This is a genomic window from Alpinimonas psychrophila, assembly GCF_014137865.1.
Classification (GTDB): Bacteria; Actinomycetota; Actinomycetes; order Actinomycetales; family Microbacteriaceae; genus Alpinimonas; species Alpinimonas psychrophila.
Genome location: NZ_JACGWU010000006.1, coordinates 57,611 through 71,482 on the forward strand (window position 1 = coordinate 57,611; position 13,872 = coordinate 71,482).

16 protein-coding genes are annotated in these 13,872 nt (G+C 56.9%); 8 read left to right on the forward strand and 8 right to left on the reverse strand.

Features of this window, described 5'->3' with window-relative positions; all coding sequences use genetic code 11:
- The first annotated feature begins 66 nt into the window (after positions 1–66).
- Together FB555_RS08645 and FB555_RS08650 are read left to right on the forward strand one after the other, a co-directional pair.
- A complete protein-coding gene (locus FB555_RS08645; RefSeq protein ID WP_182485082.1) occupies positions 67–861 on the forward strand; it encodes an IclR family transcriptional regulator in 795 nt (264 codons plus the stop codon).
- Positions 862–945: 84 nt separating this feature from the next.
- Positions 946–1,395, forward strand: a complete 450-nt coding sequence (locus FB555_RS08650; protein WP_182485083.1) for a cupin domain-containing protein — start codon at positions 946–948, stop codon at positions 1,393–1,395.
- Positions 1,396–1,654: 259 nt separating this feature from the next.
- Here FB555_RS08650 and FB555_RS08655 read toward each other — a convergent pair whose 3' ends face one another.
- Positions 1,655–2,074 (reverse strand): acyl-CoA thioesterase, encoded by a 420-nt coding sequence (locus FB555_RS08655; RefSeq protein WP_182485084.1) that lies wholly within the window; start codon positions 2,072–2,074, stop codon positions 1,655–1,657.
- Between the two features lie 259 nt (positions 2,075–2,333).
- Between FB555_RS08655 and FB555_RS08660 the strand changes: the two genes are divergently transcribed.
- The 5 genes from FB555_RS08660 to FB555_RS08680 all read left to right on the forward strand — a co-directional run bounded on the left by FB555_RS08660 (position 2,334) and on the right by FB555_RS08680 (position 6,652).
- Positions 2,334–3,296 carry an AraC family transcriptional regulator gene (locus FB555_RS08660; RefSeq protein WP_182485085.1) on the forward strand — a complete coding sequence of 321 codons (963 nt, stop codon included), beginning with the start codon at positions 2,334–2,336 and terminating at the stop codon, positions 3,294–3,296.
- A 110-nt stretch (positions 3,297–3,406) separates the two neighbouring features.
- Complete coding sequence (locus FB555_RS08665) at positions 3,407–4,192, forward strand: SDR family oxidoreductase (RefSeq protein WP_343046441.1); 786 nt, start codon at positions 3,407–3,409, stop codon at positions 4,190–4,192.
- Between the two features lie 34 nt (positions 4,193–4,226).
- Positions 4,227–5,465, forward strand: a complete 1,239-nt coding sequence (locus FB555_RS08670; RefSeq protein ID WP_182485086.1) for a styrene monooxygenase/indole monooxygenase family protein — start codon at positions 4,227–4,229, stop codon at positions 5,463–5,465.
- Positions 5,462–5,992: a flavin reductase family protein gene (locus tag FB555_RS08675; protein WP_182485087.1), complete on the forward strand. Its 531-nt coding sequence runs from the start codon at positions 5,462–5,464 to the stop codon at positions 5,990–5,992. Before FB555_RS08670 ends, FB555_RS08675 begins: the two co-directional genes overlap by 4 nt.
- 168 nt (positions 5,993–6,160) lie before the next feature.
- Positions 6,161–6,652, forward strand: coding sequence for a VOC family protein (locus FB555_RS08680; protein WP_220475929.1), 492 nt, complete (start codon positions 6,161–6,163; stop codon positions 6,650–6,652).
- Here FB555_RS08680 and FB555_RS08685 read toward each other — a convergent pair.
- The 6 genes from FB555_RS08685 to FB555_RS08710 all read right to left on the reverse strand — a co-directional run bounded on the left by FB555_RS08685 (position 6,649) and on the right by FB555_RS08710 (position 12,383).
- The gene (locus tag FB555_RS08685; protein ID WP_182485089.1) at positions 6,649–7,746 is read right to left on the reverse strand and encodes a branched-chain amino acid ABC transporter permease; all 1,098 of its coding nucleotides are present in this window, start codon (positions 7,744–7,746) and stop codon (positions 6,649–6,651) included. The genes FB555_RS08680 and FB555_RS08685 overlap by 4 nt on opposite strands.
- Positions 7,743–8,627, reverse strand: coding sequence for a branched-chain amino acid ABC transporter permease (locus FB555_RS08690; RefSeq protein WP_182485090.1), 885 nt, complete (start codon positions 8,625–8,627; stop codon positions 7,743–7,745). Before FB555_RS08690 ends, FB555_RS08685 begins: the two co-directional genes overlap by 4 nt.
- Complete coding sequence (locus tag FB555_RS08695) at positions 8,624–9,370, reverse strand: ABC transporter ATP-binding protein (RefSeq protein ID WP_182485091.1); 747 nt, start codon at positions 9,368–9,370, stop codon at positions 8,624–8,626. The genes FB555_RS08690 and FB555_RS08695 overlap by 4 nt, the downstream gene beginning before the upstream one ends.
- Positions 9,367–10,167 (reverse strand): ABC transporter ATP-binding protein, encoded by an 801-nt coding sequence (locus tag FB555_RS08700; protein ID WP_182485092.1) that lies wholly within the window; start codon positions 10,165–10,167, stop codon positions 9,367–9,369. Before FB555_RS08700 ends, FB555_RS08695 begins: the two co-directional genes overlap by 4 nt.
- Positions 10,160–11,362: an ABC transporter substrate-binding protein gene (locus FB555_RS08705; RefSeq protein WP_182485093.1), complete on the reverse strand. Its 1,203-nt coding sequence runs from the start codon at positions 11,360–11,362 to the stop codon at positions 10,160–10,162. The genes FB555_RS08700 and FB555_RS08705 overlap by 8 nt, the downstream gene beginning before the upstream one ends.
- A 220-nt stretch (positions 11,363–11,582) precedes the next feature.
- Positions 11,583–12,383 carry a cyclase family protein gene (locus tag FB555_RS08710; protein WP_182485094.1) on the reverse strand — a complete coding sequence of 267 codons (801 nt, stop codon included), beginning with the start codon at positions 12,381–12,383 and terminating at the stop codon, positions 11,583–11,585.
- 172 nt (positions 12,384–12,555) lie between these two features.
- Between FB555_RS08710 and FB555_RS08715 the strand changes: the two genes are divergently transcribed.
- Positions 12,556–13,437, forward strand: coding sequence for a PaaX family transcriptional regulator (locus FB555_RS08715; protein WP_182485095.1), 882 nt, complete (start codon positions 12,556–12,558; stop codon positions 13,435–13,437).
- On the opposite strand, the gene FB555_RS08720 is transcribed toward FB555_RS08715, so the two are convergent.
- Positions 13,421–13,819: a Rid family hydrolase gene (locus FB555_RS08720; protein WP_182485096.1), complete on the reverse strand. Its 399-nt coding sequence runs from the start codon at positions 13,817–13,819 to the stop codon at positions 13,421–13,423. The genes FB555_RS08715 and FB555_RS08720 overlap by 17 nt on opposite strands.
- Positions 13,820–13,872: the final 53 nt, after the last annotated feature.

The following is a 13,872-nucleotide window of genomic DNA, read 5'->3' on the forward strand; positions in this document are numbered from 1 at the left end:
GTCATACTTGGTTGTCGATATGGCGCACGTGATTTCCCGCTACTAGAGCAATAGGCTGAAGAAGCAATGAACGAACAATCGAACCCCACCCTGCGCTCGGTGTCGAACGCGCTTGAGATTCTGCACCTCCTTCGGGCTCGAGGCCCCATGCGAATAACTGAAATCGCTGCCCAGATGAGAATCGGCCTCTCAACCGCGCACAGACTGGTGGCGACACTGCGGGAGCAGCGATTTGTGCGACAGGAACCAGACGGGAAACGCTACGAATTGGGTTCGGCCATGCTTTTCTCTACCGAGGTTTCGGCACTTCAGCACTGTGTCTCGGTGAGCGCTCGGGTGATGGAACGCCTGCGGGGCCGGAGCAATGAGACCGTTCACCTTTCGGTGCTTCGTGGCGATCGCTGCCTTTTTGCCGCCTCCGTAGAGTCGGAGCAGATGGTTCGGGTTTCGAGTCGGGTGGGCCAAGGCCCATACGCGCATACAGCAGCGGGGGGCAAGATTTTGCTCGCCGCACTTAGCCATGAACGACTTCTCGAGTTGTTGCCGAATGAGCAGTTGCCCACACCCACCGATCACTCGATTGCCTTACGGTCAGAGTTACTCACCGAACTCGATCAGGCAAAAACTCTCGGGTACGCCCGAAACATCAGTGAGTCCGAAGCGGGGATGTTCGCCATCGCGGTCCCCATACGCAGGCCCGAAGGTGAGGTCATCAGTAGCCTGACGATTGCCGCCCCGCTCTCTCGCGTGGAGGGCACCGGATCTGGAAAGCTGAGTAACTCCCTCACTCCCTACGAACATGAGCTTGTCACTGCCTTGAAAGAGGCTGCCGCGGAAATAGAGTCACTCCTCGCATTCTGATTCCTTTTATACGGAAACGTCTCTGATTTCTTGCGCATTGCGGTATTTTTGGGTTAGGCAAAACCTCACTAGGAAGGACTCACCATGACTGACGAACTCGATCCACTCGGTCGTCCATTTAAGCGCATCAGCGTGCAGCGCAAGAACGAGCTGCCGCTTGCACCTGGCCAGACCTCAAAGGCACTCCGGTACTCCGGCGTTTCGGTTGAAAATACCGATGTTGTTGACCTCTGGTTCGGTCGCGTACACACCGGTGTCGGCGAACACTCCGACCCACACCACCACGGCAAAGCTGAGACTGGCGGATTCGTGTTGCAGGGTCGCGGCTACATCCGCTACGGCGATCGCTACAGCAAAATCACCTACTTCGAAGAGGGCGACTTCGTCTACGTGCCACCTTTCGTTCCACACATCGAAGGCAATGCGAGCACGACCAAAGAGCTCATCTGGCTTACGACCCGCAACCCAGACAACATCGTTGTGAACCTGACCGATCAGGACGTGGCTGACCTAAAAATTGAGTACACGGACTAAGTCCACCAAACTCCGGAGTCGGGGTGCTGCCATTGCGGCGGTTCCCCGGCTTTCATTTTTTTTTAGTCAGGCGCCCGGTCTGACGTGCCACTACGCGATCGAACTGATGACCACATTGCGGGGGTGCACATGGGCGCATAACCTGCCCGACCAACTCGGGGTTAGGCCCGAGAGTTGAGCTCTTCTCTCGTGAGCCCTCTTTTGTCTGAAGTTGATATCTTTGGTAGCTAAATTCCCGCTCAAAGTTTCGCGAACGGCCTTAGTCTTTCGATGGAACAATCCGCTCCCGCAGGAGAGCCGGCCACGGGCTCGAATGAAGTGCCCCTGGCGCAACATGAGCCGTGGTGACGTTGCCGTTGGCTGCCTCAGAAGCGACAGCCCCATCGCAATCCAAACCCTCCGTGGTAAACGCCAGGGTCAGCGACTTTTCCCCCAACCGTTCAACGCGAATGCTCGTTAGCACGCGTTGCCCGAAATATAGCTTCGCGGTGAAGTTCACGGTCTGTTGAACGCGGGGCGCGGTCGGAAAGTACTCCGGTAAATCGAGATCCCGAAAGAGCTGAGCCTCGCAGGCTTCAGCCCATCGCAAAATGACGGAATTGTGTTGGTGACCTGCGGCATCCGTGTCGACCCACTCGACGGTGCGCTCGATACTGCACGAAGATGGTGACGTACCCATTCTTTTCTCCTTTGTGTCGTGAACACGGAGTGATTTGTTACAACTACATTGCAAAAACTTGTCGGTCGTAATGACGGGGGTATGCTACATCATAACTTCCTAAAGAAAAGGTCGGTTCACAGGCATGAGCGTTGCGGACGGAGACTCTGAAAAGAATTCGGTTGCGCCGCGAAATATGATATAAATTTTCTCTAACGGTCGTAACACATTTATGACAACGAAGTCATATAGTCGTTGAAAACCAGAAACGGTGAAAAGAATGAGCCAACTTTTCAAGCAACACAATCTCGTCGCCACGACGGACCTCGACTCTGCCCGCGACGAGGTTGCCCGGGTCTTCTGTCCACATATTTTGCTGCCGACGCACCAAAAATCGAAGATTGATGTTGTTCACAATGGACACCGCTTTGGCAACGTCGGGCTCAACTACATTCGCTACGGCGATGAAATCACCATCACACCGGGGCAACTCTCCGATTTCTACCTCGTGCAGATTCCTCTTGCAGGCAAAGCCGTTGTGAAGGCCGGCAACCACACCGTCTTTGCTGATCGCCACGTGGCATCCATTGCGTCCCCCGATGATTACGTCGACATGGTGTGGAGTGACGGCTGCGAGAAGCTCATCGTGTACCTCGACCGCCAGGCCGTCGAAACCTCAGCGGCCGCTCTTGACCGTGACGTCGAGCGCACACCGGTGCGGTTCAACCCTGAAATGCAACTAGATTCTCCGGCCATTCGAAGCTGGCTTCGCCTCATTCGATTCCTCTCCGATGAGATTGAAGAAAATGGGGTGCTCCTCGATTCCCCCCTCATGTCGGCTCACATTGAGGACACGGTAATCAGCGGTTTGCTGGCTTCTCAGGAAAGCAATGTCGTGGCCGGCCACGAGCGCTGGGTGGGCAACCGTGCCATTCGACGCGTCGTCGATCTCATGACGGACCAACCCGAGCATCCCTGGAGGCTCCTCGACCTTGCCGAAGCGGCTGGTCTCAGTGTTCGCAGCCTGCAGGACGGTTTTCAACGGGACCTCGGGCAGAGTCCGCTCGAATTCTTACGCTCCATCAGGCTCGATCGGGCGCGTTCTGAGCTATTTGCTTCCGCGCCCGGAAGCCAGACGGTAGCCACCATCGCGTTCAAGTGGGGCTTCACGCACTTGGGGCGTTTCGCGAGCATGTACCGCCTTCGGTTCTTTGAGTCGCCCTCGCAAACATTGGCTGCGTAATGTGGATAGGGCAGCCTCCCGCCGGATAGACGCCTCGTAACGCGCACCCACATAATGACGTAACACGTTGCCCCCTAGAGGCGACACCGCATTTAGAGAGCGTGGTCATTGTGAACGAAAACAGCGCAAAAAGCTTCATCGTCACGGGCGGTGCCACCATCATCGGTGCGGCCGTTGTCCGCCGTCTCGCGGAGGCCGGTGGCCATGTCATCGTCGCCGACATCGATAAAGCCGGTGGTGAAGCCGCAGCGCATTCGGCGGGGCAAGGTGCGAGCTTCTTGATGACGGACATCCGTGACGATTCTCAGTTGGCGTGGCTGGTCGAACATGCGATCGAACGCGAAGGCCGACTCGATGGAATCGTGAACTTGGCCTGCAGCTATGTGGATGACGGCCGCGCCAGCAGCCGAACGCAGTGGCTCGAGGCCATGAATGTTAATCTCGTGAGCTCCGCCATTCTTTCTGAACTCGCGATGCCTTATCTTGCCAAAAACCACGGCAGCATCGTCAACGTCACCAGCATCAGTTCCAAAGTCGCCCAGACCGGCCGTTGGCTGTATCCCGCGAGCAAAGCCGCCCTCGTGCAGCTGACCCGCTCTCAGGCCATGGATTATGCCCCCGAAGGTGTTCGCGTCAATAGCGTTTCCCCTGGCTGGACATGGTCGGCCATCATGGACAACCTCAGTGGCGGCAACCGGGCCAAAACTGACGCCGTGGCAGCGCCCTTCCATCTCACCTCACGCGTCGGCGACCCCGCCGAAGTTGCCAACGTCATCGCGTTCCTCCTCTCCCCCGATGCCAGCTTGGTCACGGGCGCGGATTGGGCCGTCGACGGCGGTTACTCCGCCATGGGCCCCGAGCAGGCAACGCCCGCCATTCCCCTTCTCGCGAGTTAGTTTTTCGATCTATCCCTCCAAAGAAAGGACCACCATGTCACGTTTCACAATTGTCGGTGCCGGTCAATCTGGGTTGCAGCTGGCCATCGGCCTTCTCGGAGACGGGCACGACGTCACTGTCATTTCCAACCGCACTCCTGAGGAGATTGCCAACGGGCGCGTGTCCTCCAGTCAGTGCATGTTTGACAAATCCCAGTCATTCGAGCGTGAGTTAGGAATCAATTTCTGGGACGACCTGACGCCCCCGGTGGAGGGAATCTCATTCACGATTCCTCACCCCGAGGTTGCGGGCGCTAAAGCACTCACGTGGGCCTCTCGCCTCGATAACGTTGCACGTTCCGTCGACCAGCGCGTAAAAATGCCGCGGTGGATCAACGAATTCGAAAAGCGTGGTGGAACCCTGGTCTTTGAGGATGCGGGCATCGATGACCTCGAGCGCTATGTCTTGGACGCCGACCTCGTCCTTGTCGCTGCCGGCAAGGGAGAAATCGCGCGAATGTTTGATCGCGATCCCGAAAAGTCTCCGTACGCGGCTCCCCAACGAGCGCTGGCCTTGACCTACGTAACAGGCCTCGCCCCACGCGAAGACTTCTCCGCTGTCGCTTTCAACCTGATTCCCGGCGTCGGCGAGTACTTCGTCTTCCCTGCGTTGACGACGTCAGGGCCATGCGAAATCATGGTGTTTGAGGGGGTTCCTGGTGGCCCCATGGACCGTTGGGCTGGCGTCACCGACCCTGCCGAACACCTTGCGATCTCCCTCGACATCTTGAAAACCTTTCTGCCGTGGGAGTTTGAACGCACGGCAAACGTGAAGTTGACAGATGCAAACGGTGTTCTCGCGGGCTCTTTTGCCCCAACCGTTCGCTTTCCCATCGCAACACTTCCCTCGGGCGCAAAAGTCCTCGGCCTCGCCGATGTCGTTGTCCTCAACGACCCCATTACGGGCCAGGGAAGCAATAACGCCAGCAAGTGCGCCAAGAGCTACCTGGAGAGCATCCGCTCACACACGGGGCAATTCGACGCCGAGTTTATGCAGGAGGCATTCGACTCCTACTGGGCCGAGTCGCAATTTGTCACGGCGTGGACGAACGCCATGCTGTCACCGCCCCCTCCCTTCATTTTGAACCTTTTGGGAGCCGCCGGCGGCATTCCCGAGATCGCCAAGCGGTTCACCGAAGGCTTCAATGATCCCACCGACTTCGCCGAATGGTTCCTCGATCCCGTAGGGGCAGAGAAGTTCTTGGCCGACGCTAGCGCTCGGGCTGCAGCATGACGTTCTCGGCCAGCGGGCGCATCGACGACGAAACATTTCGCTTAGGGATGCAGTCCCTAGCCGGGGCCGTCACGGTATTGACCACCCGAGACCAGGACGGGCATTTTGTGGGCATCACAGCCACCGCCGTCTGTAGCCTTTCGGCTGAACCACCATCATTGCTCGCGAGTATCAACATGTCCAACTCCTTGGGGACGACCCTGCGGGAATCCAGATGCTTCGCCGTCAACATCCTCGCTTCGGCACAACAGAACGTCGCCGAGACCTTTGCCGGATTTGGGGGCCTCTTTGGGAGCGAGAAATTCACGGTAGGCGATTGGTTTACGGGTACAACGGGAAGTCCCCTCCTGACCGGAACACTGGCGTCGTTTGATTGCGAGGTGGATGACATCGTCGAGCGCGGCACACACCTCGTCGTCTTTGGCGCCATTGTCGGTGGCCATATCGGTGCCGATACGGGCGACGGAATCCACGCGAGCCTCCCGCTTCTTTACCACAAGCGCAAGTTTGCGACCCTGGTGGGCTGACACCCATGCGTTGAAATGCCGAGTAGCCGTGTTGTCGCGGCTACTCGGCATTTTGTCGTTTTCGTGGCAGAATTAGACTATGGCAGTATCTTATCGAACGTCATGTTATTGATATATGCGGCCCATTTTGATCGTGTGAGTGAACGTCCCTATATATAAGGAGTCATGATGCCCCAGAGCCCTCGTTTTGCCTTTTCCCACGTCGGCGTTACCGTGCCCGATGTTGCTCTCGCAATCGACTGGTACACCACCACTCTTGGCATGTACTTACTCGTGGGGCCACTCGAAGTCCTTGAAGATGACGGGCCGCTCGGAAAGGCTGCCACCGGTATCTACGGCGTTGGCTTCACGCGCTTCCAGTTCGCTCACCTTGCCGGCATAGATGGCATCGGCATAGAGCTCTTTGAATTCGACAGCCCCAAGTCGGTGCGCCGGAACGACAACTTTGAATTCTGGATGGGAGGCATCTACCATTTCTCCCTCACAGCGCCAGACGTTTCGGGCATGGTGGACCTTATCGTGGCCGCTGGGGGCCGCCAACGCTCAGAGATTCTCGTCATCAATGAGGAAAAAGATTACAGCCTTGTCTACTGCGAGGACCCGTGGGGCACGGTCATAGAGCTGTGCTCGCACCCCTACTCCCAATTGTGGGCAGGCTAGTCGAACGTGCGCTGAGCCTGAGTGAGGAAATCGAGTTTCTTCTCGAACGGCCAGACCGCTTCGCGCCCGTTCGTAATGCCGCCGGGCCTCAATATAAGAATCAGAATCAGGCTGAGACCGAGCACGATCAGGCGGCTCCCCGAGGGAATCGAGACGGTGACCGAGCCGATTTCCAGCCCGCCCTCAAGGAGGCCAAGGAAATGGTTGAGCGTCGAGATCACGATTGTTCCAACAACGGCGCCCCACAGCGAGAGCATGCCACCGATGACGAGCATCGCGATAGTCAAGAAGGTAAAATCGAGATTAAACTGCGATGCTTGGACGACTCTGTTGGTCTGAGCCCAGAGAGCGCCACCGATGCCGGCGAGCGCACCGGACACGGCGAAAGCAATGACGCGATGCTTGAAGACGTTGATACCGGATGCGGGAGCGGCGGCAATGTCATCCCGTGATGCCCGAAGAAGCCGCGCACTCGTGGACTGCTGGTAGAGCCACGCAACGACGATGACCAACATGGCGATGGACATCACGACGGGCAGGTCGAAGCTCGCGGGGATTCCGACCATAGATTGACCCGACTTGGGGCCGATCTTGTCCCAGTAGGTGAGCACCTGCACAATGACCTGAAGTAGCGCAAAAGTCGCGATACCCGCTTCAAGCCCATTGAGTTTCATGAGAACGAGCGCACTCAGGAAGGCCACAATGCCTCCCATGATGGCGCCCATGATCAGGGCAACCACCGGTGAGGCCGAGGCATCCTGAACAAAAGGAAAAAGTGTCGGCAGTAGATTGGACTTCACGAGAGGCTCAATCGTGAGCAACGACATCGTCCAGGCACCAATGGCAACGAAACCAATGTGCCCAAAGGACAGAACGCCGCTGTTCCCCACGAACACCCAGAGCGCGACGACAATAATGAGGTTCACTAGGGCGTAACCGAGGTCAACCCGAGCCGAGCCCGAGAGGGCACTTCCCGCTGAGGTGAAGAGGTATACGGCCGCCAGGGGAACAGCAAGGGTCCAGAGATCGACAACCCACGCGGGTGCCAGAAGGCGACGAACCGCAGTGGGTGATGGTGCTTTTCCGTGGGTCATGTGCGGTCCTTCTTCGAACGGCCGGCTAGCAGGCCGTTGGGGGCAACAACGAGGGCGATGATGACGAAGACGTACACGAGTGCCGTCCTAAAATCGTTAGCCCAAGGTGGGAGCCAGGAGGTAAAGAGCGAGAGCACGACACCGACAGCGAAACCACCGACAACCGCTCCGCTCAGTTTGCTCAGGCCGCCCAGTACCGCGCCCACGAGACCGAAGAGTGTGGCCTGCACGCCAAAGGTAGGCCCAACCGCACCCGATTGAGTCGTGAGGGCAAAGGCCACCGCCGCGGCAAGGAGCCCACTGATGGCAAACGTGATGGCAATCACGAAACCAGACCGAACGCCCAAAATGCGAGCCATCCTGAAGTCGGACGACGCCGCTTTGACCTGAAGGCCAATGCTGGTCCTGGTGAGAAAAAGATGCACAGCAATCAACAGGACGACACCAAGGACGATGGTGATGACGGACAGTATATTGATGCGGATGCCCCCCATAGCGATGGACTGTGACAGACCGCTTCCCACCGGCGCTGTGCGCACATTTGTGCCGAAGGCTGCGTCATACAAGCGTTGAAAGAGAATGCTCAAGCCGAAGCTTGCAATAAGAAGCGTCGCGGGCGACTGGGCGCGGAGCCAATGAAAGACCGCAAAGTTCATAGCGAGAGCTATGACCACCCCGACAACCGCCGAGGCGATGAGGGCCAGAGGCCACGAGAATTCCCAGAGGAAGATGAGTGTGTAAGCAGAACCCGTAATGATTTCACCGTGGGCTAGGTTCGCGAGGCGCATGATCCCAAAGACGAGACCGATACCCAGCGCCGCAAGAGCGTAGATGGCACCAGCTGAGACAGCATCGACGAGAGATTGAAGGAGAGGAATCATGATCCGAGGTACGCCTTCGTGAGTAGTTCGGAGTTGGAAGCATCCGAGGGAGTGAGTGTCATCGTTACCCGGCCTTCGCTCAAGACATGGGTGCGGTCAGCAGCAGCGACAGCCTGCTGCGCGCGCTGTTCCACGAGGAGTACAGCGACACCGCGCTGGCGCACTGCTTCGATTGCCGCAAAAACTGTATCGACCGCCGTCGGCGAGAGCCCCAGTGACGGCTCATCCAAAACAAGCAGCTGCGGAGAGGAAATGAGAGCACGCGCGATGGCAAGTTGCTGTTGTTGCCCGCCCGAAAGGAGCCCGGCCGAGCGCGAGTGAAACTCACGCAAAATGGGAAATAGGCCGAGAATCCATTCCATGTCCTCTTCCAAACCCGCGGCACTCGATCGCGCCACACGACCGAGCTTCAAGTTATCGACTACCGAGAGTTCACCAAAAATATGGTGCCCTTCAGTAACAAGGGCGAGGCCGTGACGCGCGACGTACTCTGGTGCCTTACCCGCAATGGATGCGCCACTCAGTTCTAGCCTCTGTGAGGAACTGCGAACGGCGTTGACAAGAGCAAGGAGTGTCGATGACTTTCCCGCGCCGTTGGGACCAATAACTCCCACGAGCTCGCCTGCGTCAACATGGAAGGAGATGCCGTCGACTGCGGGGACACCACCATACTGAACCGTCAAATTCTCGACGGTGAGGACTCGGTTCGATTCACCCATGGATTCAGGGTTCCGTTCAGTCATGAGGTTGGTTTTGCCAAAGTTGAGGCAATTGTTCCAAGGTAGGAAGTCGCGAGCTTTTCGTCAGAGCGAACGACATCAGGATCCCCCTGGAGAACGTTCTGGCCCCCAGCAAGCACGTAGATGTAATCGGATGCCGCAAAAATCAGCCGCATGTTGTGGTCAATCAAGAGAACGCCGATGTTGAGATCAGCGCTGATCGAATGGATGGTGTTCCGAAAGTTCTCCATCTCACCGTCGTTCAGACCAGCTGCTGGCTCATCAAGAAGAAGATATTCGGGTGCCGTGGCCAGTGCCCGCGCAACTCCGAGACGGCGCTCGACACCGTGGGGAAGGTGGCCTGCAGAGAGACCGCCCCACGGCAGCAAGTCGAGACGATCGAGAATTCCAACGGCCGTGCGTTGTGCTTGTCGACGACCGCTTCCGTTCGCTAGGGCACTCACCTGGACGTTCTCCAGAACGCTGAGAGATCGAAAAAGATGACCGTGCTGAAAAGTGCGAGCCACACCCGACCGAGATTTTTGGTGGGCTGTCTGGCGAGTAATGTCGACGTTGTTCATGGCGACGCTGCCGATATCCGGCCGTTCATAACCACTCAGAATGTTGACCAGAGTGGACTTACCGGCGCCATTGGGACCGATAAGGCCGGTGATCCGTCCCCGGGGAATTTCGAGGGTAACTTCAGCCAGAGCCTTCACACCGCGAAAGGATCGTGAGATGCCCTCTGCCCGCAGGAAACCTGCGGACAGAGGGAGCTCTAGTTCTTCGACGCTGGTACTACTGGCTTGACTACTAGTCAACGAAGACCACTTTTTGAGGTGCCCGTTCTTCTTGGAACACGAGCTTGCCATCAATGACCTGGAGAACACGCTGGGGGCGCTCGACGTTGATGTGCAGGTCATTCGTGAAGGTCGTTGGGCCAACAACGAGGTCGGTGTTGGAGAATGCGAGGAACGCCTTTGCCAACGCTGGGCCATCCCAGCTACCGGCTGCCTTGTGGGCAGCAATAATGGCGTCGATGGTGGATGTGCCGGTAATGAAGCTTCCGACACTGGGTGCCGCTCCATAAGCCGTGGCATAAGCAGCAGACAACGCATTGACGCGAGGATCGGGGTCATCGCCGGCGACCGATGAGTACGTCACGACGTAGTAGTCAGCCAAAGTCGGGACCGCGGCGAGCCAGTACGTTCCATCCATGCCGAAGCCAGAGACGATAGGAGTCCTAATGCCACCATCACGAATGTCTTTCGCAACCTGAGCTCCACCCGCGGCATAGCCACAGTTGAAAATGACGTCAGGAGCAGTACCGGCTGAGATCTGAGATACGGTCTCTGCAATCTTGTCGCCCTGAACATAGTTATACGTTCCTACTACGGTGCCACCAAGTTGGGTAAAACGCTTCTGCGCGATTGCACACTGGTTTTGCGTGTATTTGATGGAGGTGTCCGTCAAGAAGACCGCGTTCTTCCAACCCTTGTCAAAAGCAAACTCAGCCATGATGGACGACTCTCCGGGAGTACCGTTCCCCATCGAGAAGCCCAACTTCAGGCCGCCTTGGGGGCCATAGATGGGGTCGCCAATGCAGGGAGCGATGTTGAGGAGGCTGTTTGACTCGGCGACGAGAGCTGCGGGGCTGGCCACGTCGTAATCACACGTAACGATGACAACCTTGGCGCCGGCAGCAACAACTTCTTCAGCCGCAGGAGCGTAGCGCTTCAAGTCAGACCCCGTGTCGATGATCTTGAGCTCAATGGGGCTACCGTCGATTCCACCAGCAGCATTGATGTCGGCGACGGTCATTTTCATGGTGTTCAGAGCGGGGGTGTCGAAGGGAGACATGAATCCGGTCTCGGCCATAACAACACCGAAGATGATTGGATCGCCTGCCGCTGCCGATGGATCTGTGGCCGTTGCGTTGGATGACACGCAACCAGTGAGCATGAGGAGGGAGGCGGCCGAGACCGCTACCATTCCCGTTTTAGAAAGAAACTTCATTGTGACCTCCGGAATTAAATGGACTGTTGTATCGATCGCTGTTGACCTTGGGGAAAATGTATTGCAAAAACTTTACGGTAGTCAAGTTTTTGAGGCAAAGTTAATGCTTTTGCAACAATTCATTTTTTCCGGCAAGAAAAATGACGTGCAAATTTCAAAACGGCGGCCGGCTAAGCGCGTCGTAACACGCCTAATCGGCCGCCGAGGTCTTTCTCATTGGTTAGGCAGTGCCACCTTCGACGAAGGCAAAAACGCGCGTCGGGCTACCGGTACCACCGACAATGGGAAGTGGGCTGACCACGATCATGGCGCCCGTTGCGGGAAGGCGTTCGAGGTTGCGCAGTGATGTGAGTCCGTACTTGTTCTTTCCAAGCAAGAAATAGTGCATCGGGAATGCGGGATCGAGACCTGCTGCGCCACCGGCGTCAATTCCGACTGTCTCCACACCGAAGCCCGCGATGTTTGTTTCTTCAGCGAGCCATTTGGCGCATTCCGAAGAGACGCCCGGAGTGTGCGATCCTTCAGCATCGATGTTCAAAAACTTACCCTCGTCGTGACCGTACTGATCCCAGCCCGTGCGGAAAAGCAACCACGTGTTGAGTGCTAACGTTCCGTGATGCTCTTCCCACGCCTTAACGTGCTTGACTTCGAGCAAAAAATCCGGGTCCGCGGCGGCTTCGTGACTGAGGTCAATCACTGAGGCTGGGCCCACCAGTTTCGTTAGGGGAATAGCAGAAACATCATGACTCTCTCGTCCCGAAATCCAATGGATGGGGGCATCGACGTGCGTCCCGACGTGCTCACCCGTATGAATGTTGTTGTGGCGCCAGTAGGGGCCAGGTTCGTTGTAGGCGCTGACTTCTTCGAGACTAAAGTCGATGAGGTTTGAAAAAGGAGCGGGAAGCCGAAGGGCCGGGGTCGAGCTACTCAACGGTGTGGTTAGGTCAACGACCTCCACGGAGCCGTTCTGAATCGAATCGAGAAAACCCGACAAGGGAGAAGGTTGGGGAGTAACGGTCATTTCAAGTACCTCCGTGAAATTTGGTGTCTGTGAATTAAAGAGTGTCAGCGAGCCCTCAACATGTCAAGAAATTGTTACGGTCGTCACGCAATCACCGTATTTGATGTAAACATTGGACGCAATCTCCGTGCCACAAGGCCTGTTGCCCTCACGGCTGTATATTCTGAGGACCATGGAATCCCCACTGCAGACCGCGACGGTCGAGGAGCTGAGCGCGTCAGAGACCTCCCAGACTCCTCGCCACCAACAACTTATCGTGACAATATTTGGCTTGTATGCTCGCGAGACCGGTGCCTCACTGCCCGTCTCTTCCCTCGTTCGGCTTCTGAGAGAACTTGGCGTGGAAGCTGCGGGCGTTCGATCATCCGTTTCGAGGCTCAAGCGTCGCGGGGTTCTTGAGAGCAAGAAAGTAGACGGGGTGGCGAGCTATGGAATTGTTCCGGGTCGCGTCGATATGTTTACCGAAGGCGATACCAGAATTTTCTCGCCGCGCCACTCCTCCGCAGAAGATAAATGGTTGCTCGCGGTTTTCTCAATTCCCGAAACTATCCGAGCCAAGAGGCACATTCTCAGGTCTGAACTCACGCGGATGGGATTTGGTTCCGTAACCAGTGGTGTCTGGATAGCCCCCGAACGAACGTGGGTGCGGGCCAAACAACAGCTTGATCGCCTCGGACTCGAACCGTACATCGACTACTTCCGTGCTGAGCACTTGTCACCATTAGAGCTTTCTCGCAAGGTGGGGACGTGGTGGGACCTCGTTGCTCTCGATACGATGTATGCGGACTTCATTGCCAAGTATGAGAGTCTCAAGGTCAAATGGGATTCACGCCCAGGCAACCTGTCGGGAGAAACTTTGCGCGACGCGTTCGTTGGCTACGTCCCAATGATTACGGAATGGCGACGGCTTCCGTATAAAGACCCCGGACTATCGGCTGAACTTCTGCCAGCAGACTGGAAAGGCATGCTGGCTGAGGGACTTTTCAGCGACCTGCACCACCACTTGCGAATCCCAGCCCATGACTACGTGATGGGTGTTATGAGCCAGAAATAACGGCGATTCCCTGAATTTCAATGAGAGCCTCTGGCTGCCACAATGCTGTAACACCAATGCCTGCCATGGCGGGGTAACGTGTCCCGGCCATATCGCGCCACGCCCGACCAATCTCACGGCCGTGCGCCTGATAGTCCGGAATATTGGTGAGGTAGATCGTGACCGTGACGAGATCACTTGGCTGTCCGCCAACCTGGGCGAGAGTCGCTAGGACGTTACCAAACGCCTGACGAAACTGTTCAACGATGCCTCCAGCGACAATTTTTCCATCGGGTCCCATCGCTGTCTGGCCGCCAAGGTACAGTGCGTTACCCGCCAGTACGCCATGCGAAAATCCGGATGGCGTGGCCAAGCTTGTGGGGTTAACGAGTTGGTGAGTCACGGTGAGATCTCCTTATTGGCGCGTTATGTATCAGCGTGTACCGATTAGCCCCA